Origin of the sequence: Limosilactobacillus rudii, from assembly GCF_014145455.1 — a bacterium.
GTDB lineage: Bacteria > Bacillota > Bacilli > Lactobacillales > Lactobacillaceae > Limosilactobacillus > Limosilactobacillus rudii.
The window spans coordinates 125266-146812 of the sequence record NZ_JACIVB010000054.1 but is presented as its reverse complement, the minus strand read 5'-3'; the positions used below and the strand labels follow the sequence as shown (position 1 = coordinate 146812).

The following is a 21547-nucleotide window of genomic DNA, read 5'->3' as shown; positions in this document are numbered from 1 at the left end:
ACCCCTTTTTTGTTAGTTGCTACTAGCAAACTGGCTATTATAAAGGGCAGCATAGAAGCCCTTTTGACCCATCAATGATTCATGGTTACCAGTTTCAATGATTCTACCGTGATTAACAACTATAATTTGATCTGCTTTACGAATAGTTGATAATCGGTGGGCGACAACAAAACTCGTACGTTCTCGCTGCAATGCATTCATTGCTTCTTGAATTAATACTTCAGTTCGCGTATCAACAGAACTAGTCGCTTCATCCAGAATTAAGATTTCTGGATCTGCTAAAAATGCGCGGGCAATCGTTAATAGCTGACGTTGCCCTTGTGAAATATTAGATGCTGATTCATCCAGTATTGTCTGATACCCATCCGGTAGTTCACGAATAAAGGCATCCGCCCGGGCCATCTTAGCAGCATGATAAACCTCATCATCTGAAGCCTTCTCATTTCCATATTTAATATTTTCAAAAATAGTCCCGGTAAACAACCATGTATCTTGCAGAACAATTGCAATATGCTTTCGCAAAGCTTCACGAGTCATTGACCGCGTATCCTTACCATCTAGGTAAATGTGACCGCCTTGGGGATCATAAAAACGTTCTAGTAAGTTAATAATGGTCGTCTTCCCCGCTCCGGTTGGTCCAACAATTGCAACCATTTTATTGCGTGGCGCTTTTAAATTGAAATCCTGGATAAGCGGTTCGTCTGTATAGCTAAACTTAATATCTTTAAATTCAACTTTTGGCAAATCTTTACCAGATAATGCTGGTGTTTCTATAAGGCCAGTGCTCATTTCTGGTTCATCTAGCACCGCAAAAATCCGTTCAGCTGAAGCAATTGTTTGTTGGATTGTATTACTTAGGTTCGCAATTTGAGCAATCGGTTGGGAAAATTGATTGGTATATTGCAAAAATGCCTGGACGTTACCAAGAGTAATCTGCCCATGGATAACCTGAATTGCCCCCACTACGGCAACCACTAAGTAACCCACATTACGGATAAATACCATCATCGGCATCATTAGACTAGAAAAGAACTGTGCTTTCCATGCTGATTGGTAGTAACGGTGATTACGTTTATTAAACTCTTTTTCTTCATCTTGTTCTTTATTGAAGGTTCGAACAATTGTATGAGCCGCATAAGTTTCTTCTACTTGATCGTTAATTTTACCAAGTGCTGCTTGCTGCCGGCCAAATAAACGTTGGGAAGTTGGGGCAACGAATGCAACAACTAAAATGCTTAGAGGAATTGTAATTAGCGCAATAATTGTCAACTTCCAACTAATCGTCAACATCAAGATGAAAACACCGACAAGCGTCAACACGCTGGTAATAATTTGAATAAGGCTCTGCTGAAGCGTTCCCGCAATGTTATCCATATCATTAACCATTCGGCTCATAATATCGCCATTGTTATGCGTATCATAATATTTAATTGGTACACGCCGCATTTTTTCTTCAAAATCTTGTCGCAAATTATAGACTACCCGTTGTGATACCCGGGTCATTATCTGTAGTTGTAAGAAACTAAACAATCCTGAAAAAAGGTATAAAAGAATAACGGTAATTCCAATTTGCCAAATACGGTCAAAATTGATTGGTAACGTTGTTAAATGAGTACCAGCTTTCATTTCAGCATAGCCTTTTAGCATTCCATCATAAATAATCGTGGTAGCTTCCCCCAGAATTTTAGGCGCCATAATAGAAAGAATAACAGAGACTATTGCCAAAATAATAGAAATAATTACCCCAACGCGCCATGGTCGCAAATAGGCAATCAAACGTTTAGTCGTTGGCCAGAAATGTTGGGCCTGCTCTGGCACACGTGGTCCTCTACGCACGTTCAACATCTCCTTTCTCAACTTGTGAACGAATTATTTGCTGGTAAGTCTTATTATTAGCCTTTAGTTCTTGATGGGTCCCTTGACCTACAACACGCCCTTCATCTAAGACAATAATCTGATCAGCATCGACCACCGTTGAAATTCGTTGAGCAACAATTACCGTGACTGCCTGTTGAATTTGTGGATCCTGTGCCAAAGCAGCTCGGAGCTTTGCATCAGTTTCAAAATCCAAAGCTGAAAATGAGTCATCAAAGATATAGATTGATGCTGGTTTAATAATTGTTCGCGCAATTGCTAAACGTTGTCGTTGACCACCAGAAAAATTACTCCCGTTCTGTTCTACAACTGTGTCTAATCCACCAGCTTCACGAACAAAATCGGCTGCTTGTGCAATTTCAAGAGCGTGCCACATTTGATCATCAGTTGCCTGATCATAGCCAAATTGTAAGTTAGAACGAATCGTCCCACTAAAAAGGACCGCTTGTTGCTGGGTTATCGATATTACTTCATGCAAGTCGTGTTGACTTAGCTTTTTAATCGCAACACCATCGACTTTGATTTCACCACGCTCAACGTCAAACAATCGCGGAATTAAGTTAACCAACGCAGATTTACCGGCACCGGTTCCCCCAATAATTGCTAATGTTTGCCCAGCTTTAACCTTAAAATTCAAATCTTTTAATGCAAGTCGCTCAGCACCATTAAAACGGAAATCGACATCTTTAAACTCAAGAGACGCCGGTTCATCGACATTAATTTTTTCTTGGTCATTTTCTGGAGCATTGCGAATACTAATCGGTTGGTCTAAGACTGCATTAACCCGGGCTGCAGATGCAGAAGCGCGGGGTACAAAAACAAAAATCATCGAAAGCATCATGAAGCTAATCATAATTTGCGTAGCATAAGTCATAAATGCAATCAAGTCCCCCACCTGCATACTCATATTAGCGACTAAGTGCCCACCAAGAAGAATAATGGCAACATTAGTCATCCCTAAAATCAGGGTTACAACAGGAAAAAGAGTTGAAACAATTGTAAAAGCTTTAATCCCAGTTTGGGTATAGTCCTCATTAGCCTTTTTGAAGCGTGTCTGTTCACGATCATCTTGACGAAAAGCGCGAATAACGCGGACTCCAGTTAACCCTTCCCGAAAAATTAGATTGATTCGATCCGTTTTTTTCTGAATACTTTTGAATAACGGTACCGCAAAATACATTACCGCCATCACAATTATTGCTAAAACCGGTAAACTAATGAAGAAAATCTTAGTCAACTTGGGCTCGCGCGTATATGCTAAAACACAAGCCGCTATCAGCATTACAGGTGATTGCAACATCATTCGTAACATTTGTACCATTACGTTTTGAATCTGAACAATATCATTAGTCGACCGAGTAATTAACGAGGAATCACCAAATTCATCCACTTCTCGGTTAGAAAACCGTAGAACCTTATGATAAATCTGGCTTCGTAGTTTTTCACCAACCTTCATTGACTGGGTAGCAGCAAAATAAACGTTAAGTCCTGCTGCAACTAAACCAATAGCAGCAACAATTAACATCTTAATACCCCTATTCCAGATTACCCCCATATCTTTTTGCACAATTCCTTGATTAACAAGATCAGCAGTAACAGTGGGAAGGTATAAATCACATGAAACTTGAATCAGTAAAAAGAAAACTGCTCCGAGAGTTGCCCAGAGAGCTAAATTTCTTCGTGCTATTCGGATCACCTTTTTCCCATCTCCTTTTGTTTAATATATTCGTCGAATCGACCACGCAGTATTGTGAGCGTCTTTATAAACTGCTCAATATCAGTAGACGATAATGGTGCCGTTATAAACTTCTGAAAATCACGATGGTATTCTTTGTTTTTTTCTAATTGTCTTCGTCCTGCTGAGCTCAGTTTAACGTATATTAAACGCCGATCATTCTTATCGCGTTCACGAATAATCAGCTCTTCTCGTTCCATCTTTTCAAGGATTTGCGTCAAAGAGCCTGGCTTGATTTTGGCCAGCTTAGCAAGTTGATTTTGATAAATATATTCGTTTTTTGCTAACAAGCACAAAATTTTCCCACGCCCTATAAAAGAGCTATGCGCCTGATGAGCTTGCACAGTCTTCTGATGAAGTTCATTAGAAAAGGAAAATAATTCCCTTATTAGTCGTTCACTGTCCATCATTTTAGATTTCCTTTCCAGAATTCGTTTGGTACCTAACTTTATCTATCTTACTCAATTTAAAAGAAATTGCAAACAGATAAAAATATACTTTGATGGCTTGAAGAAACCAGCAATTAAGATTCCAAGCTTAACAGGACCCTTGTAAGTTATGCTCAAAGATTGTAATGCTTCCCAATAAGCAGCAACTACAATGCACTACTAAATAATTAAAGCTAAACAGCATTAAATTTATTAAGTCAGCAGTATTGTTGCTGTAAATTATACGTAAAGTCTTGTACAATATAACTGAGGTGATTAGCATGATGAAAATGTCAATTAAGCCGGTTTCCGCTTTACGTGATTACAATAAGCTCTTAAAAGAAGTCGATCCAGATAATCCAGTTTTTTTAACTAAGAATGGTTATGGAAAATATGCAATCGTGGATATTGAAGAATATGAACGTTTTGTAAATGGTATGAAGTTATTAAAAGATTTACAAAATGCTTCAACAGAAGATGGCCTTTATACAATGGACGAAGTGTTTGGAGAGACAGATAAGTGAAAGATTATCAAATCCGTTTTAGAAACGCGGCTAAAAGAGAAATAACAACTCTGAGACGATACTTAGAACGTAATTTTGGTGAAGATAAAGCAAAAGTAATCTTGAAGTCATTACAAGCATCAATCGCTAAGTTAGGGGCAATGCCAAAGTTAGGGCGTGATGCAACTGAACTATCACCGTTATTAATTGGTTATCGTTTCTTACATTTATCAAAGAACACTGTTTTTTATAAGGTTCATGACGATAAAAAATTAGTAGAAATTTTACATGTCTATGATAATCGAATGGATGTTTTGGCACATTTATTGCGATAAGTGCTTATTAAAGCTATCGTAGGATTTTCATTGGTTAGATGAATAAAACAGCTGCCGATGAAAATCTTTTTTTGTAGACCAATTTTACTTATTTATAAAAAGAAAAGATCGGTAACCTTTAGTGTATTCAACATTAAGCCAAGGCCGATCTTTTCTCATAAATATTTTAAATTAGTCGTAATTTGATAAAGGCAGCTATTTGAAGCAAAAATTATTTTAAAAGGAGTGCTGGAATTAGGCAAAGTAATCATGAAAATTTAGATCAAAGCCTCAAGTTACAGGCTCCTGCTATCAAATTATCAATAAAAAGCAACAACTTAAAATTAATTTAAGTAAGCTGTAATCTCTTGCTCAGTTAAATTATACTGTTCTTTTAATTCTTGACGAATAACGGTTGGATCCACATTTAGCTTTTGAAGTGAACTAATAAGATGCTTAATTCCCTTCGTGCGTTCTTCCAGTCGACCGCTATTTTTACCATCCTTAAAGCCTTCTTCACGTCCCTTTTCACGCGCTTTACGCTGTGCATCCATCATTAGCATCTCGTATTTCATAAAGCCCTGTCTCCTTTCAGGATCACGTTTGACCTTATCAATTTCTGCTTGAATTTGTTCAATAAATCTATCCTTATTGTCTCCTTGATTGCGCATTAAAGCAAGAAAATTCTTAATTGGTTTATCATCATCAATAAACTCCTTGGCTAAGGCGTTAAATACGACAATTGTCCGCTGATCGCCAAATTTCAAATTATGATCACGCGTACAATTTAACTCAAATTCATAGCGGGCCCAGCCACGACCAAAATAATCAAAGTCGCAAAACATAATGACATAGGTTGGGTACTTAGCCAGCACCCGGTAATCATCACTAGGACGTAACAATCCATGATCAATTTGTTCTTGATAATAGCGAAGCCGACTGGGAAGATTCTGCTGATCAGTAATCTGCATTTCAATCACTATAATGTTATTATGCTCGTCACGAACATATACATCAAACCGAACTCGATGGGCCCCAACCGCATTAACATCTTTCTGCGTAACCAGGTGAATAATTTTTTGAGCCTTTAATTTTGGCAACGCACGGTTAATTAACTCTAAGCAAATCTCTTTATTTTCCATTACCATGCCAAACATAGGGTCACTAGTAATCGTCATGCTTTGCCACTTTTTCCATACCTTAGCGAACTGGTTTGTTCGATCAACTTCCATTCAGAGAGCCACCTTTCATATTTTTAGAATAAATTTTCCCTCTAAAAATATATATACGTAAAAAAGTAGTTTTGCATTTTTTAATTATGATGCTATTCGGGCTAAGTGGTGTAGAAAGGCATTATTTCGTAATAGTATTAATCCTAACCTATAGAATAATATATTTTAATCAATAAAAAGATAATTAACAAGAAGACTACTTCTCATTAATTATCTTTTAAAATACTTTTCTAATCATAAAACGAGGCCTAACTTCTTTTACTGGTCTCGGTGAATTGGATAAATTCATTTACCAGATTATTTAATCTCTTAGCAATTTTTTTATCAGTCAAGTTATTATCATCAAATATACCTTGAACGTTTCCAATTGTCACAAATTTATTCATCACATTCATTCCAATATATCGTAATAGCTGCTGAATATGGGCATTAGCATTTGCTCCCCCTCGTGCGCCTGATGAGTCGGTAATTACTAATGCCGGTTTTTGATAAATATGTGGTTGCGGAGATGGTACTGATAAAACATCTATCGCATTCTTTAAGCCACCAGGTATCGAAAAATTATATTCTTGAGTAACGATTAATAATGCATCCATCTTATCCACCACACTGCGAATGACCTGCCATTCTAATGGAGGATTTTTTTCTAAATCTGGATTATAGAGAGGTAAAATATCATAATTTATCTGGAAAAATTTAGCAATCTTGTTCTTATTCATTAAATAGCTAGCTATTTTTTGACTATATGAATTCTGACTAAGACTACCAACAAATACTCCAATATTAATCACTAAAGAAGCCCCCTTTTCAACATAAATATTTTTTCTTAAGCTTCTCCCTTAAACACTGATCTATTCCTAATTGGTTATAAAAATATGATTCAAGCCCATTATACCTTTTAGTAATAATGGATTGAGCCTGTTCATAGTAATAATAATTTACTGTCGATAGATTAAATATTGCCTTTAATTTTTCAAAGCTAGCTCCTTTTTCCTTAAACTCATTCATCCGATTATTAATACGTAATGATGAAACCTCATTAGTCATTAAGTAGTCAGTTAAAATATCCCCATCATTAACTCCTAGTACTTTAAGAAATAAGATTATAACTATACCTGTTCGATCCTTACCAGCGGAACAATGGATTAATGTACAATTATTGTTCTCTGCAAGTAATTCCATAATTTTATGGTAAGCTTCCTGTGCTTGCTTATCTGTAATCATCAAACTATATACTTGCAGCATATGTTGAAAACTAGATTTATAATCTAATTTATTCATATTTCTTGTCATATTCTGAGTTAAATCACTATCTAAGATAGGAACATTTATATAATTAATTGCCGAATTATACTTATCCGGATATTGACTTACTTCTTTAACAGTTCGTAAGTCAATTATATTCCTAATACCATATCTAAACAGAACCTGTTGATCAAATTGTGACAACTCTGATAAATAACTCGAGCGAACTATTTTATGCCACTTTGTTTCTAAACCTTCGTAAGTTTTATATCCACCAATATCACGAAAGTTAAAGCCATTTAATAATTTAATCTCACGCATTTTCTTATACTAACTATCAAAACGGTCGATTATTCCAACAATCGAGCAATCACTCACACTTTTCTTATTAGTATTTTCACCACTATCTGCAATTCGAGCACCGGCTCCTCTTGCAATTAATACGTATTCACCAATACCTGCACCTACTGTATCAATTGCAACCTCTTCATATCGGATATTTTCCTTATTAATATCGACAGGCTGAACAATCATTAATTTTTTACCAATTAATGCATTATCCTTTTGGGTAGATACTATCGTCCCCACTACTTTTGCCATATACACATCTGTTCATCTCCTTGCACGCTTAAGCATTTAAAATTTCTTTTATCTGTTCTATTCCTTCATTTTCCTTAGCCGAGACAAATATCACTTTTTTTGCACCGGCTAAAGTTAATTGCTCTTTTGCATACTTTAGCTCACTAGAATCTTGGCTTAAATCTATCTTTGTCACTATTCCGTATATAGGCTTAGAAAACATACTTCCAAACCCTGGAGCGAACGTTTGGCGTTTTTCTGTAACACTTTGTAGTAAAAATATCAAATCAACATCACTTGCCGATACTGAAAGAGCGCTATATAGCCTCCGATTATCAGTAAATTCACCTGGCGTATCAATTAGTGAGTTTTGAGCATAAAATTGAACGGCCTGCGTTTTTTCATATTCTAAATTTTTATTTAATATCCGTTGACATAACGTAGTCTTCCCGCACCCTACAGAACCTATAAATATTGCTTTAAGCATATATTAATCATCCTCATCATACATCGCTATTCCTAAAGGTGTAACAAACTGAGGATACATTGGCTTTATTACATTAGTTTGCAAAATTTTTGAAAAAGTTGTCTCAAACTCATCAAAATTTGTAGAACCGCCAACAACATAAATCGGTAATATTTTTTCCTTGTTCTTGAATGCACCAATAGTAATAGTTGCCATTTTCTCCACAACTGGCTTTATTACTGGATATACTTCTTTTTCTTTCGTTTTATCTCGTTTTAGCTTTTCAGCTTCATCATAACTAATTCGATAGTATCCTGATAATACCAATGTCATATGAGTACCACCTGTTGGTTCATCAATAGACTTTATCAAGTTATCATTTTTAAAAACGCTGATCCCAGTGGTTCCCCCACCAACATCAACAACCGTTCCATCCGCAACGTGAAGAAATTTCCCTGCTGCAGTCGGTTCATCTACTATATGCGTACACTTAAATTCAGCCGCTTCGATTACGTTTGATACTATTTTTGCGCTACTATTTCCTGTTTCTGGTGGAATAGCCCCGCACGCAGTAACTAAATTTCTTTGTAAAACCGCTTCTGCTCGTTGCTTTAGTCTCTGCAAAATTTTTACAGTTTCCAAATAATTAACTACAATACCATCTTGAACCGCATTAGCATACTCATAGGCACCATAAATAGGCTTATTATCTTTATCGAGCACCGTTAAAACAATCGATGATGTACCTAAATCAACACCAACCTTTATTTTTTCACTAGCAAGTAATTTTCTAACTGAATGCTCCGAATTAACTACTTGAGCAAAATCAACTAAATTTGCATTAGCTTTCTTTATATTAATATCCATCTACCTAGCTCCAAATTATTTACGTCCTAGTAATAGAAGGTACTGAAAAGTGCAGTACAGATTTTAACTGATCGGTAACCTCCTTCAAAGCTTCTTCAACATCAGATACCTCACCACAAATAACCACTGAACCACTAAACCTGTCCAAAAAGCCTAACGAAACATCACTAGCTTTAGTTGCAATATCACTAGCAATAATAGATGCCTCACTTGGAGTAATTGTTAAAATTCCAAGTGCATTATTACTATCATCTATACCTAATTTGCGAAAAATTTCCTTTTCAGGATTTGCAATTATATGTGCTAATGTAACTTGTTTACCAGGGACATATTCTTGGATCATTCGTTCTGGTAAATTATTTTTAGAAGTTTCCACAATCACACCATCTTTTATTTTTGATTTTCCCAATCAGCAGGATAAGTTATATAAATAAACCTTGCATAGTTCGGAGCAGAAAATTTAATCTTGCTTCCTTTAGGGATAAGAATTATTTGACCTTTATCAGCTTTGGCAGTTCCATTTTTTCCAACTACTTCAAGATGCCCATCAATAACATAATCAATTTCATCATAATTTAATGTCCAGTCAAAAGTACTTTGCTTCATAACCATCAGTCCTGCACCTAGTCGCTTACTTTCATCTAGGCTAAAAAAGTCTTTAGTATAGACTTCATCATTCGGATTTCCAGTGTCCATCTTATCTTTTTCTGACACATTCCATGACGGTATATCTACTGAAATTAGGCCATCCTGCGTTTTATTCTTATCGGTGATGTTTAATGATTTTAATTGCTCTAAAATAATATTTCTGATTAGGCTTTTTAATTCTTCTTGATCCATTTGCATTATGTTCATCCCCACTTATTATTTTGTCTTTTTCAACATTTTATCTGCAATAAACATTGCAACCATAATCGCTGTAATACCAGCAACTAATTTTCCAACTATCATAGGAAAAATCATTGTTTTAGCAACACCAGCAACAAATCCTAGGTGATCTCCAAAAACAAAGGCAGCAGATACTGCGAATGCAACATTAATTACTTTTCCGCGATCGTCCATATCTTTCATCATTTCAAACATTGGAATATTGTTTGCTAATGAAGCAATTAATCCAGCTGCAGCAACATCATTCATCCCTAATAATTTTCCTAATTTCATTAACGGCTTCTTAAAAACCTTTGTAATTACATATACAAGGGTGAAAGCACCTGACAATGTTAAGGCAATTCCACCAACTGTTTGAATTGCTGGCTGTACATTATCCATACCTGGCAATAATTTTTTACCAATCATTGATTGAACAGCACCTAATGCTAATCCAACTGTTCCAACCCAAACAATAAACTTACCAAAGCCGGCAAAGCCTTTAATCATCTGTTCAGGAATTTTCCATAGACCCAACGCAATTAACAATGCAAATAAAATAATCGGTACTAAGTTCTTCAATATCATCATTAATGGCAGCTTCATAACTAAACCACCAACAAAACAACCAATTGGGATCGTAATCATCCCTGCCAATACTCCCATAGCAAGGAAGCGGTGATCTTCTTTTCTAATAAGTCCTAGTGCAACCGGAATAGTAAATACAATAGTTGGTCCCATCATTGAACCAAGAATAACAGCCGCAAACATTCCTGCCTGAGTATTTAACGCCATTTGCTGTGCAAGCTGATAACCACCCATATCAATAGCAATTAAACTTGTTGCAAACATTGATGGATCTGCCCCAAGAGCCTTATACACTGGAACAACAATTGGCGAGAGTAATTTAGCAATAATAGGAGCTAAAATCATGATTCCAACCATTGATAAAGCCAAATCCCCCATTGCATTTATTCCTTCTTCAAATTTCGCACCTAAACCAAATTTATTATCAAAGCATCTATCTAAAGCACCTAAAGCCATAAAAATTACCATTATATACATAATAATTTCATTTATACTCATGCTTTTTCACCTCTTTCATTTATCCATTCTTTTGCTAAATCAGTTGGCACTTCATTTATATTTAGCAGATGTTCTCCTTTATAACTTCTTCTTTGAACTTCTTCCAAAGTTATAAAATGTTTAGGAACCCTAATTGAATATTTCTTTTTAAGAATAGAAATATTGTTATTTAATTCTTTTTCTGTATGAATAAATAAAATACCGTACTTTTCTAATTTATTGAGCGCTTCACTTATATTCTTACGAACTGCATATCTCTGATTATTAGTTATATAATTTTGTTTATTAGAAATAATCCAAACTGGTAATCCTTTATATAAATAATCAAGTACCCTTTTTGATGTATCATCAATTCCGATTAAGTTTGAAATAGCTAATACATCTGTTAACGTTAGCTTAGATAAACAAAGCAGGATAGCGGTGCTATCCTGCTTTGCATTCAGTTGACATTTAAAGTTTGACGATATTTTATCAATAACCCATTTAGGATATGATTCCCGTTTCGCATTAAATTCAACACTCTGTTCTTTCAAATCTAACTCTGCTAGTACTTGATCTGTAATTTTTTGAATAAATTCCTCTAATTCAACAGATCTCATATTCTCAGCCTTTTCTTAATTAAACCAGTTAAAACTGCTTATTTACCAGAAACCTTTAATTATTATCTATACTTAACACATCTGAAATCCATTTCTGAACTTCTTCTTGCCAACTTACTATATCCTTATAACTATCGAGACTATTAAGATCAGGATAGAAAGTTTTAATAGCTCTCAAGGATATTGCAATATCGACAATTAATACTTGTAACTGGTTAAGTAAACACATAATCTCATCAGTTAAAACATTAAGTTTAATGCTTGATATTTTTATTTTCTCTAAAGATTTATTAGTATCATATCTATAAAAATCTCCAACTAAAATACCATTTATAAACTCAATAATAGATTGAATAACTTTTGGCTTTTCATCATAGTTTTCAGATAAACTAATTATTTTAATCAAAGTAATTGTTTGTTCCTTTAACCTATTTTTTAGTTCTAGCATCGGAACTTGTAATGACTCCAAATTTTCAAAATCAATATTAGGTGTAGCTAAACTACTTGTAAAAGTACGTTGCCTATTAATAACAACTTTATTCCCATTTAATTTTGAATTACCTTTATTAATTTTTACCTGATGATCAATTAAAAAGCCTCTAGCAGATGGTGTTAGAATAGTACCCCTTGGCAAGAAAAACACTTGATGTTTGCTAATCTTTCCATCTTTAACTAATTTTCTAACATCACTTTCTGTTATTAGTTTTCCCAAGAGGCACCTCCTTTCACATTAACTGAGCCAGTACCTCCAAAAAAATTATTCGTTATTACTTGAACTATTTAATTGAGGTAAGATTGCGTTTACTTCACTATGTGGACGTGGGATTACCCATACAGATACTAGTTCCCCGGCTTTTTCACATGCTGAAGCACCAGCATCTGTAGCAGCTTTTACAGCACCAACATCACCGCGAACCATAACTGTTACTAATCCTGCACCAATCTTTTCTTGACCAATTAGGGTTACGTTTGCTGCCTTTACCATTGCATCTGCAGCTTCAATTGCTCCAACTAGACCTTTACTTTCTACCATACCTAAAGCATTTGTATTTGACATAATAAATCCTCCTTAAAAATTAATAACCTAATTCCTTTAGTACTTGTGTTACTACATTTCGTACAAGTACTTCATCACTAACCGTTGTTTCTTCTTTGAACTGATGAAATTCTTTCTTTATTTCATCTAAATCTCGAACTCCAAATGCTTCTCTTCTTATATTTATTAAGTTAAGAGGAGAAACATTGTCAGACGTTGAACTTCCTCCTATTGCACCACATCCTAACGTTAAAGCTGGATTCAGGTTAACAGTCGCACCGATACCTCCTAAAGAACCAGGCGAATTAACCAAAATCCTTGAAGCAAGAACTTTCTCGCCGTATTTTGTGATTATCGATTTATTTTCTGAATGAATCATTGCAGTGTGGCCTGCTCCCTCAACTTTTAAAAGTTGATTTGCTATGTTAATTGCTTGAGTAGAGTTCTCAATAACGTAATAGGTTAAAATTGGAGCCAGCTTTTCTCTTGCATAAGGATTTTTAATATTAATATTATCGATTTTTCCTGTTGCAATTAGTATTTTTGCGTATGGTGGTATTTTTATACCTGCTAAAATAGCTATTTGCTGGGCAGTTTTACCAACAATTTGCGGATTCATTGTCCCGTTACTACGCATAATATATTTTGAAACCTTTTTAGTTTCTTCATTATCCATAAAGTAACCGTTAAACTTTTGAAAGTTTTGTCTTACTAATTCATCTATTGTTCTATCAACCAATACTGATTGTTCTGATGCACAAATAGTTCCGTTATCAAAGGTTTTCGATTCAATAATTCTTTTAACCGCTTGAGCTATATTAGCACTTTTTTCAATATACGCTGGCCCATTGCCTGGCCCCACTCCTAATGCAGGCGTTCCTGATGAGTAAGCTGCACGAACCATTTTAGTTCCTCCAGTTGCAAGAATTAATTTTGTATCTTGATTACGCATCAATTCATTTGTTGCATCAAGAGTTAAATCATGGATGCTTGATACTAAGTTAACCGGAACATTTAGTCTTTTTAGTTCTTCTCTAATAAGCCTTACAGCTTCCAAAATACATTTTTTTGCATTTGGATGTGGTGAAAAAATAATTGCATTACCTGCTTTTAAGGAAACTATAGTTTTATAAAAAACAGACGATGTTGGATTAGTTGAAGGAATAAGGCCAGCAATCACACCAACCGGTTCTCCAATATCTACTATCTTTGTTTTATAGTCACTATTGATAATGCCAATTGTTTTTGTATCTCTATATCGCTCATTTACAACTTTCGATGCAAAAATATTTTTTATAACCTTATCTTCAACATTTCCAAATCCAGTTTCTTTGTTTGCAGCAATTGCTAATTGCCTACTATTCGAGACACCAATATCTGCTATTGCTTGACATACTTCATCTATCTTTTTCTGCGTATAGTTTTTATAAATAGCCTGAGCTTCTTTAGCAGCACTTATCAAGTTGCGAACTTTTTGAATCGAAACTAAATCATGGTCTTGTAATTCCATTAGCGGTTTCTCCTCTCAATATCGCTTAAGATTGCTGTTATCAATCTTTCCTTATTGCTCATCTTAATTTGTGCCTTACTCATTGTTGCTAAGTTCATTTGGTATGCCTGATGACGTAATTCAGTTACTTTCATTTTTTCTAGTTGTTCCTTGCTAGTAGCCCAGCTAGAATCCAGCTTTTTGCTTGGCTTATCAGATTTTACTTCTACTTTTTCAGTAGCTTTAGAATAAGAAGTAAATTTTTTCTTTGGAGAAGTCAAACCATTAACTTGCATATCTAAGCGAGATATTACACGTTGTGATACTAGGCAATTTAATTCACCAATACTTGCAACCCCCGCATCAACACTTGCGTTAACAGCAGAAACGTCTCCTCGCAAAAGAACTGTTACTAATCCACCAGAAATAATTTGTACATTTTGCAATTCTACATCTGCAGCTTTTAATGCCGCATCAGCAGCAACAACAGCTCCTAAATAGCCACGAACTTCGATCATTCCCAAACTTTCCACTGACATCTATATCACACACCCTTTTAAATTAATGGTGTTTCAGCAATCTGCTTTACTGCTGTTGCAAATGCATCACATGCTGCATTACATGCTGATTGAGATCCAATTAATAAGCCACCACCAAAGTTAGTTTCCGAAGGCGGAGCGTATAAAGTCCCCATTTGTACATCTGCAGCTTTTAATGCCGCATCCATTGCATATATTGATTCTAGAGGTGGAGCGATAAGATATGCGATTGCATTTCCTTCTGGACAACCTGCAATCTTAGATAAATAACTCCCAGTTCTTGAAACCGTATGAGCAAAGTAGACAATGCTATCATCATCATTAGCACTGATAAAGTGGGCTTCGTTTTCAATTACTTGAACACATCGACCCAATCCGCTTTTTACCTCCGCAGGATTTGGTCCACCTAAAATCCCAATCACTTCTCCTGCTAACTTGGTATTTGCATTATCTGCTCCAGCATACATGCTCTTTCCATATACAACTTGAACATCAGCAGCCTTAGTTGCTTCATCTAACGCAACATAAGTAACATCGTCACAATCAGCTGTAATTAAGCCTAAACTTTTAATGTCAGAAGATAAGTTCAAGGATTTTGCTAATTCTTCGTCAACATTAGGAATTAGTCTTGTACTTAACACATTTGATTGAATTTGATCATTCTTCATGTTTTAAGATCCTTTCCTAATTGCCTTGCGCGTTTTCAATTTCCTTTAGCTCAATTCCTGACTTCTTATTCTTTAAGATCTTATCAATCATTTCAGCAATATATGCCCCTGCTTCAACTGCTGGCATTCCACCGTTATGAATGTTAGAGATAACAGTTCGATTAGCTTCAGGCATATCAATGGTTGGCTTATAAGCAATATATGCACTCATTGACTTGGCAGTTACTAGCCCTGGACGTTCTCCAACTAGCATACATACAACATCAGCATCCGTAATTTCGCCAATCTGATCTTCAATACCGACACGAGCATACTTAACAAAAATAACATCTTTGTTCTTAAAGCCCAGTCCATAGGATTCAAGCCCTTTTTCAATGGCTGGAAGAATATCAGGAATATTTGCTTCAATCGCTGTCGAACTCAAACCATCCCCAACAACCATCTGCACTTTGGGATGCATAGTGACATTTTCTTTAATCTTTTCAACCATTTCAGAGCTAAATTTGCGTCCATGGTCTGGTCGAGTTAAATAATCTTGTTTTGAAGTACATTCAGTTTGGGTTTCTAAAAATCCCATTTTCTTCGGTAATTCTGGATTTACATTGTTAAAAACGGCATCTTGTGCTGCAGCGTGATCAGCTTGAAAGCGTAATACTGAAGCTGTCTTGTACCTTACACCAGTACGCCACATACCAAGTCGTGCAGGCGTATAAGACTTCAACTTTAGATATCCTTTTTTATCATGAGGATTGGGAACTAAAAACTGTTTCTTTATATCTATTTTGGTAATGTCTGGTAAAACTTTCCCATGTTCAACTTCAGAACTCGTTGATACAGTTTCTTGATTATCGTTTATTTCATTATCATAATTACTAGATTGTGACCCGTCTGTCATATTTTCTAGAATATTTTGGATCATACTTTTAATTTGTTGCTCATCCATTTTTCCACCCTCTTTTCACTAATCCAAAAAGATTGATGCATCACCGTAACGAGATGTAAAGTTTCCTTTATCATCGATTAAGTCCATCTTCTTCATCCAATCTTCGAATTCTTTAATTGGGTGGTAACCAAAGATACGACGAACAGTTGCAGTTTCTTGCCAACCAGTACATTGATAATTCAGCATTACATCATCGGCATGAGGAACACCCATAATATAATTACATCCGGCTGCGCCAAGTAACATGGTAAGATTTTCCGCATCATTTTGGTCTGCACGCATATGATTTGTGTAACATGCATCACAACCCATTGAAATTCCTTGAAGTTTACCCATAAAGTGGTCTTCTAGTCCTGCACGGATAACTTGCTTTGAATCGAATAAGTATTCTGGTCCGATAAATCCAACAACAGTATTTACGATATAAGGATCAAATTTCTTAGCAAACCCATAACAACGTGATTCCATCGTTAATTCATCTGCACCAAAGTTTGCATTTGATGATAGCTCCGAACCTTCACCAGTTTCAAAATACATACAATTAGGACCTGGAGTTTGTCCTTGGTGTAGTCCTAAATCACGAGCCTCACTTAACATATCAGCAGTGACACCAAATGCTTTATTTCCTTTTTCAGATCCAGCAATAGATTGAAAAATTAATCCAGCTGGTGCTCCACGGCGTACTGCTTCCATTTGAGTTGTAACATGAGCAAGAACAGCACATTGAGTTGGAATTTCCCATTTTGATCGAAATTCCTCAAATTTATTTAAAATTTTAGAAACACTTTCTACTGAATCGTCATTTGGATTTAATCCAATAACCGCATCCCCAATTCCCATACTAAGGCCTTCCATTGTGGTTGCCATAATACCATCAATATCGTCAGTAGGGTGATTAGGCTGTAAACGCGATGAGAATGTGCCAGGACGACCAATTGTTGTATTGGCGGTCTTTTCAACAATTATCTTACGAGCACCAACTACTAGGTCCATATTAGTCATTAACTTGGCAACTGCTGCAGCCATTTCCGAAGTTAATCCACGCCGAATTCTCTTAATGTCATTATTTGTTGTTTTGTCACTTAGAATCCATTCTCGTAAATCAGCAACTGTCCAATTCTTAATTTCATTAAAAATCCGTTTATTTACCCCATCAATAATTATTCGAGTAACTTCATCTTCATCATATGGAACTACTGGATTATTATAGATATCATTTAATGTTAAATGGCTAAGAACTTCACGAGCTGCAACTCGTTCTTTTGCATCTTTAGCAGCCACACCAGCTAAGACATCCCCAGACTTAGGCTCATTTGCCTTCGCAAGGACTTCTTTTACTGAACTAAAGTCGTATTGTTTATCAAACAACTTTACGCTTAATATCATTTCATTACCTCCCTTAAACTACTAACCGAATACTAATGTTTTCACTATTACCGGTAAAACTTCTCCATTAGCAACAGGTTCGCCCAAATCAATATAGTCGCCATTTTCCACCTTTACACTATCAATGCAGATAAACGGATAGCCTTTAGGTAGCTTAGAATAAATATTATGCCCTAATGCTTTTGCCATATCCGTATTAACGATAACGATCAACGGCTTCTTTTCTAAAATCAGCTCATTTGCACCACTGATAATAGCTTCTGAATAATCTATAATATCCGTGTATCTTGGATCAGCTAAACCTTCTACTGCTAGTGCAACATTATTCAACTCATTATTTGTCTTGTACCATTCAATACGCCGCCTAATACTTTCAGCTAAAGAATCTTTTCCATTAAATTCTTCATTCCTCGAAACTTTTAAAATTGGTAAATTTTTCAGTGGCAAAAGGCCTCTTGAATATTCAATGGTACTTCCTGTTACATCTGTAGTATGTGAACCTGCACCAACAACAGTGGCTCTAATAGTTTCCGCTGAAGGATAAACTTTCTTTTCTGTAAATATCAATGACTTCTTTAAAGCTCGCCCTAATAAGACACCGATATCGCCAAACTCAAACGTATCGGAATGATCTTTATAAATGCAATCAGCTACTCCGCCAGAAAATGTTATTCCATCTATTTTGTCAGTACCTTTTAATGTATGATTTGTTATAAACAGGTCATAATACTTGCTTTTTTTACCAAGACCAACTGCATTATTAATTATCAAACATAGTTCATTAACTAGTGGAGATAATTCTTGTTCACTTACAATATTTCCAACTTTAATATTCAGATTCATATCATCTATAATTTTTTGAGCTTTTTCAGAAATATAAGTTACTCTTTTATCATCATTTACTTTTACAATTCGTCCACCAACATCAAAACAAGCCGTATCTATAACATCATCGTCGTCAAACAATCCTAGATTGCTAGTTCCACCACCAACGTCTATATTTACAATATTTTCTAAATATTTTTTAGCTAACCTATTTGTTCCTGCACCCTTACCTGCTATAACACTTTCTAAATCAGGCCCTGCTGTTGCTACAACAAAATCACCAGCATAATCACTAAGAGCTTTAGTAACAGCACTAGAATTCCTTTTTCTAGCAGTTTCTCCGGTAATGATTACCGCTCCCATTTGAATATCATCTTTATTTATTCCAGCTTTATGATACTCATCAGCAACAAATTGCTTAATTTTAGAAGCGTCTATAATATCCTGAGAAATCAATGGCGTAAAAATTATCTTACTTCGATAGATTATTTCTTTTTTTGAAATGTTAATCCGTGGAACTGAAAACGCAGAAGCAAAATTCTTTATTGTAAGCTTGGCAAGTACTAATTGTGTAGTTGAAGTTCCTAAATCGATTCCCACACTTAAAATATGTGTATCATCCATAGTATTACCTTCTAAAAGCTACTATTCATAATGCTTAACATATCTTTAGCTTCTGCCTTAATCGGATTAGCTTGAGTATCAGCATCTTGAACTGCTGCCTTCGCGATACTTTCCTTTTCTTTATTAAATTCATCTTTACTAATACCATATTCACTAAATGAAGCTGGCATTTTTAGATCTTTACGTAATTTAATAATTGCTTTAATTAAGTTACGCACGGCAATATTGGGATTTACCGCATTGATTCCCACAAGGCGAGCTAAATTAGCATACTTCTTGGCAGCTCTATTTGGAGTCGCCATGACTCCCTTAGATAACTCTGCATTATATTCAATTACATTTGGCATAATAATTGTATTTAATCGACCATGAGGAATGTGGAATTTTGCACCAGCCGCGTGAGCTATACTATGATTAATACCCAAGCCTGCTAAATTAAATGCTAGTCCAGCAATGCAAGAAGCATCATGCATTTTTTGACGTGCTTCCATATCGTTACCATTCTCACTAACCTTTTTTATATTATTAAAGACGATTTGAAATGCCTTTTCAGCGAAAGCATCCGAAAAAGCATTGGCGCCCTTTGATACATAACTTTCTAGGCAATGTGTTAATACGTCCATTCCTGTATCCACAGTAATAGGTTGAGGTGCAGTTTTAACTAAATTAGCATCTAGCAAAGCTATTGATGGTAGAACATCATCTGTAACAAGCGGATACTTAACTCCCTTATCAGCATCAGTAATAACCGCAAAGTTTGTAACTTCAGAACCTGTACCACTTGTCGTCGGAATTGCAATCAGTTTTAATTCTTTACCATCGTGAGTTTTTTGCCAGAAGAATTTCATTCCCTTGGTAGCATCAATTGCAGATCCTCCACCTACAGCAATTAATAAATCAGCATTAAAGTCATTTATTTGTTCAATTCCTTTTACAATTTGATCGATTGGTGGATCAGGCTGAATATCAGAAAATACTTTTACATCATTATTTTTATTAATCTTCTCTTCAATTTGACTTATAGCACCTGATTTAACCATAAATGGATCTGTAACTAAAAATATCTTGTGTCCCTTAATGTCTTCTAAGCCATCTAAAGCATTAGAACCTGTCCATATTTGGGGCTTAAATTGAATTTTTTCCAAAATCTAATACCTCCTTAAAAATTTCCTATTACTGATTTTCTTCATTACCACACCACCTTCATAAAAATCGTTAATCACCAAAGACGTATTAGTCAATTTTGCTTTGTACGCCAATTATGCTATCGCTTTCATTTTTATGTAACAAGTATTATTTTTCACAATTATTTAATTGTGCATTTTATTCTCATCAAAATATTGTTAACGCTTTCATGAAAAATATGATAAAATATAACTGCTTTGACGTTATTAGTTATTTTGCTGTACTAATAATGTCTTTTTCTTTTTGGAGGTGTATTTAATGAAGCTTTACACGGGTGTCGGCGATAAGGGAATGACCAAATTAATTGGTGGTACTTACGTAAGCAAAGACTCTGATCGTGTTAAAACATATGGCACAATAGACGAGTTAAATACCTATATTGGTCTTGTTATTGCAAAATTAAGCGATAACGATAAGTTTAAAGATCTAAAGAGAGATTTGCTACATATCCAAAATTGCCTTTTTGATCTCGGAACGGACATTGCAAATCCTCAAATAGATAATGATAATTTACGCTTTAACAAGGAAAATATTAAATGGTTAGAAACTAGAATTGATAATTTTCAAAATGAGCCACCTGCTATTAAACGTTTTATTTTACCTGGCGGTTCAGAATTAAGTGCTCTATTACAAATATGTAGGACAACTACTAGAAAAGCTGAACGGTATCTCGTTACTCTATCCTGGGAATGTACTATTCCTAATGATATAGAGGTATTTATAAACAGACTGTCTGACTATTTCTATGCTATTGCACGAGTAGCTAATTATCGTCTTAACGTAGAGGAAAACTTCTATAAAAACGGAAACGAAGTATTTCACTAAATTAAACCCTAATTGTCTTATTTTTACATAGGTTTTATAATAGTTGTGAAACTATAAACTATGTATTAGTAACGAAAAGATATATTAGGGATTTATCATGAATACTTACTTTATTAAATTAATTAACTCTTTACAAAAATTAGTTACTTTCAATCTTTCACTTATAACATCTAATTATCATTTTATTGGCGATAATAATATTTATAATGTAATCGCTAACATGCAGCCGGA

General features: G+C 35.1%; 25 protein-coding genes. 3 read left to right on the top strand and 22 right to left on the bottom strand.

The annotated features are described in order from the left end of the window. Window positions 1–12 precede the first annotated feature (12 nt). Genes H5S39_RS06325 through H5S39_RS06315 form a run of 3 tightly spaced genes read right to left on the bottom strand, consistent with a single transcriptional unit; the run spans window position 13 to window position 4020 of the window. Window positions 13–1845: an ABC transporter ATP-binding protein gene (locus tag H5S39_RS06325; protein ID WP_182596247.1), complete on the bottom strand. Its 1833-nt coding sequence runs from the start codon at window positions 1843–1845 to the stop codon at window positions 13–15. After that, window positions 1829–3571, bottom strand: coding sequence for an ABC transporter ATP-binding protein (locus H5S39_RS06320; RefSeq protein WP_182596246.1), 1743 nt, complete (start codon window positions 3569–3571; stop codon window positions 1829–1831). The genes H5S39_RS06325 and H5S39_RS06320 overlap by 17 nt, the downstream gene beginning before the upstream one ends. Continuing rightward, the gene (locus tag H5S39_RS06315; RefSeq protein ID WP_182596245.1) at window positions 3568–4020 is read right to left on the bottom strand and encodes a MarR family winged helix-turn-helix transcriptional regulator; all 453 of its coding nucleotides are present in this window, start codon (window positions 4018–4020) and stop codon (window positions 3568–3570) included. Before H5S39_RS06315 ends, H5S39_RS06320 begins: the two co-directional genes overlap by 4 nt. A 299-nt stretch (window positions 4021–4319) precedes the next feature. On the opposite strand from H5S39_RS06315, the gene H5S39_RS06310 reads away from it, so the two are divergent. Together H5S39_RS06310 and H5S39_RS06305 are read left to right on the top strand one after the other, a co-directional pair. Continuing rightward, a complete protein-coding gene (locus H5S39_RS06310; protein ID WP_182596244.1) occupies window positions 4320–4562 on the top strand; it encodes a type II toxin-antitoxin system prevent-host-death family antitoxin in 243 nt (80 codons plus the stop codon). Beyond that, window positions 4559–4876 carry a type II toxin-antitoxin system RelE/ParE family toxin gene (locus tag H5S39_RS06305; protein WP_182596243.1) on the top strand — a complete coding sequence of 106 codons (318 nt, stop codon included), beginning with the start codon at window positions 4559–4561 and terminating at the stop codon, window positions 4874–4876. The genes H5S39_RS06310 and H5S39_RS06305 overlap by 4 nt, the downstream gene beginning before the upstream one ends. Window positions 4877–5199: 323 nt before the next feature. On the opposite strand, the gene H5S39_RS06300 is transcribed toward H5S39_RS06305, so the two are convergent. From H5S39_RS06300 to H5S39_RS06210, 19 genes are all read right to left on the bottom strand, one after another. After that, entirely contained in the window at window positions 5200–6087 is an 888-nt protein-coding gene (locus H5S39_RS06300; protein ID WP_231832863.1) for an Rpn family recombination-promoting nuclease/putative transposase, read from the bottom strand. Between the two features lie 248 nt (window positions 6088–6335). Then, window positions 6336–6878, bottom strand: coding sequence for an NADPH-dependent FMN reductase (locus H5S39_RS06295; RefSeq protein WP_182596242.1), 543 nt, complete (start codon window positions 6876–6878; stop codon window positions 6336–6338). A gap of 16 nt (window positions 6879–6894) precedes the next feature. Then, complete coding sequence (locus tag H5S39_RS06290; RefSeq protein ID WP_182596241.1) at window positions 6895–7653, bottom strand: tyrosine-protein phosphatase; 759 nt, start codon at window positions 7651–7653, stop codon at window positions 6895–6897. A gap of 9 nt (window positions 7654–7662) precedes the next feature. Next, the gene (locus H5S39_RS06285; RefSeq protein WP_510610097.1) at window positions 7663–7938 is read right to left on the bottom strand and encodes a EutN/CcmL family microcompartment protein; all 276 of its coding nucleotides are present in this window, start codon (window positions 7936–7938) and stop codon (window positions 7663–7665) included. A 22-nt stretch (window positions 7939–7960) separates the two neighbouring features. Further along, entirely contained in the window at window positions 7961–8398 is a 438-nt protein-coding gene (gene eutP / locus H5S39_RS06280) for a EutP/PduV family microcompartment system protein (protein ID WP_182596240.1), read from the bottom strand. A 3-nt stretch (window positions 8399–8401) separates the two neighbouring features. Further along, window positions 8402–9244, bottom strand: coding sequence for an ethanolamine utilization protein EutJ (gene eutJ / locus H5S39_RS06275; protein WP_182596239.1), 843 nt, complete (start codon window positions 9242–9244; stop codon window positions 8402–8404). Between the two features lie 19 nt (window positions 9245–9263). Further along, window positions 9264–9587: a BMC domain-containing protein gene (locus tag H5S39_RS06270; protein WP_182596369.1), complete on the bottom strand. Its 324-nt coding sequence runs from the start codon at window positions 9585–9587 to the stop codon at window positions 9264–9266. A 47-nt stretch (window positions 9588–9634) separates the two neighbouring features. Continuing rightward, window positions 9635–10093, bottom strand: coding sequence for a EutQ-related cupin domain-containing protein (locus H5S39_RS06265; protein ID WP_231832869.1), 459 nt, complete (start codon window positions 10091–10093; stop codon window positions 9635–9637). A 15-nt stretch (window positions 10094–10108) separates the two neighbouring features. Beyond that, the gene (gene eutH, locus H5S39_RS06260) at window positions 10109–11197 is read right to left on the bottom strand and encodes an ethanolamine utilization protein EutH (RefSeq protein WP_182596237.1); all 1089 of its coding nucleotides are present in this window, start codon (window positions 11195–11197) and stop codon (window positions 10109–10111) included. Further along, window positions 11194–11796, bottom strand: a complete 603-nt coding sequence (locus tag H5S39_RS06255) for a hypothetical protein (RefSeq protein ID WP_182596236.1) — start codon at window positions 11794–11796, stop codon at window positions 11194–11196. The genes eutH and H5S39_RS06255 overlap by 4 nt, the downstream gene beginning before the upstream one ends. 55 nt (window positions 11797–11851) lie before the next feature. Next, window positions 11852–12508, bottom strand: coding sequence for a hypothetical protein (locus H5S39_RS06250; protein ID WP_182596235.1), 657 nt, complete (start codon window positions 12506–12508; stop codon window positions 11852–11854). A gap of 45 nt (window positions 12509–12553) precedes the next feature. After that, the gene (locus tag H5S39_RS06245; RefSeq protein ID WP_182596234.1) at window positions 12554–12853 is read right to left on the bottom strand and encodes a BMC domain-containing protein; all 300 of its coding nucleotides are present in this window, start codon (window positions 12851–12853) and stop codon (window positions 12554–12556) included. 19 nt (window positions 12854–12872) lie between these two features. Further along, window positions 12873–14342 (bottom strand): acetaldehyde dehydrogenase (acetylating), encoded by a 1470-nt coding sequence (locus H5S39_RS06240; protein ID WP_182596233.1) that lies wholly within the window; start codon window positions 14340–14342, stop codon window positions 12873–12875. Further along, window positions 14342–14860: a BMC domain-containing protein gene (locus H5S39_RS06235; RefSeq protein ID WP_220477069.1), complete on the bottom strand. Its 519-nt coding sequence runs from the start codon at window positions 14858–14860 to the stop codon at window positions 14342–14344. The genes H5S39_RS06240 and H5S39_RS06235 overlap by 1 nt, the downstream gene beginning before the upstream one ends. Before the next feature lie 17 nt (window positions 14861–14877). Further along, window positions 14878–15528 (bottom strand): ethanolamine utilization microcompartment protein EutL, encoded by a 651-nt coding sequence (gene eutL / locus H5S39_RS06230; RefSeq protein WP_182596232.1) that lies wholly within the window; start codon window positions 15526–15528, stop codon window positions 14878–14880. Window positions 15529–15544: 16 nt separating this feature from the next. Continuing rightward, window positions 15545–16471: an ethanolamine ammonia-lyase subunit EutC gene (eutC, locus tag H5S39_RS06225; RefSeq protein ID WP_182596231.1), complete on the bottom strand. Its 927-nt coding sequence runs from the start codon at window positions 16469–16471 to the stop codon at window positions 15545–15547. 18 nt (window positions 16472–16489) lie between these two features. After that, entirely contained in the window at window positions 16490–17857 is a 1368-nt protein-coding gene (locus H5S39_RS06220; protein WP_182596230.1) for an ethanolamine ammonia-lyase subunit EutB, read from the bottom strand. Between the two features lie 21 nt (window positions 17858–17878). Further along, a complete protein-coding gene (gene eutA / locus H5S39_RS06215; protein WP_182596229.1) occupies window positions 17879–19306 on the bottom strand; it encodes an ethanolamine ammonia-lyase reactivating factor EutA in 1428 nt (475 codons plus the stop codon). 11 nt (window positions 19307–19317) lie between these two features. Next, complete coding sequence (locus tag H5S39_RS06210) at window positions 19318–20451, bottom strand: 1-propanol dehydrogenase PduQ (protein WP_182596228.1); 1134 nt, start codon at window positions 20449–20451, stop codon at window positions 19318–19320. A gap of 298 nt (window positions 20452–20749) precedes the next feature. Between H5S39_RS06210 and H5S39_RS06205 the strand changes: the two genes are divergently transcribed. Beyond that, window positions 20750–21316 carry a cob(I)yrinic acid a,c-diamide adenosyltransferase gene (locus H5S39_RS06205; protein ID WP_182596227.1) on the top strand — a complete coding sequence of 189 codons (567 nt, stop codon included), beginning with the start codon at window positions 20750–20752 and terminating at the stop codon, window positions 21314–21316. Window positions 21317–21547 lie beyond the last annotated feature (231 nt).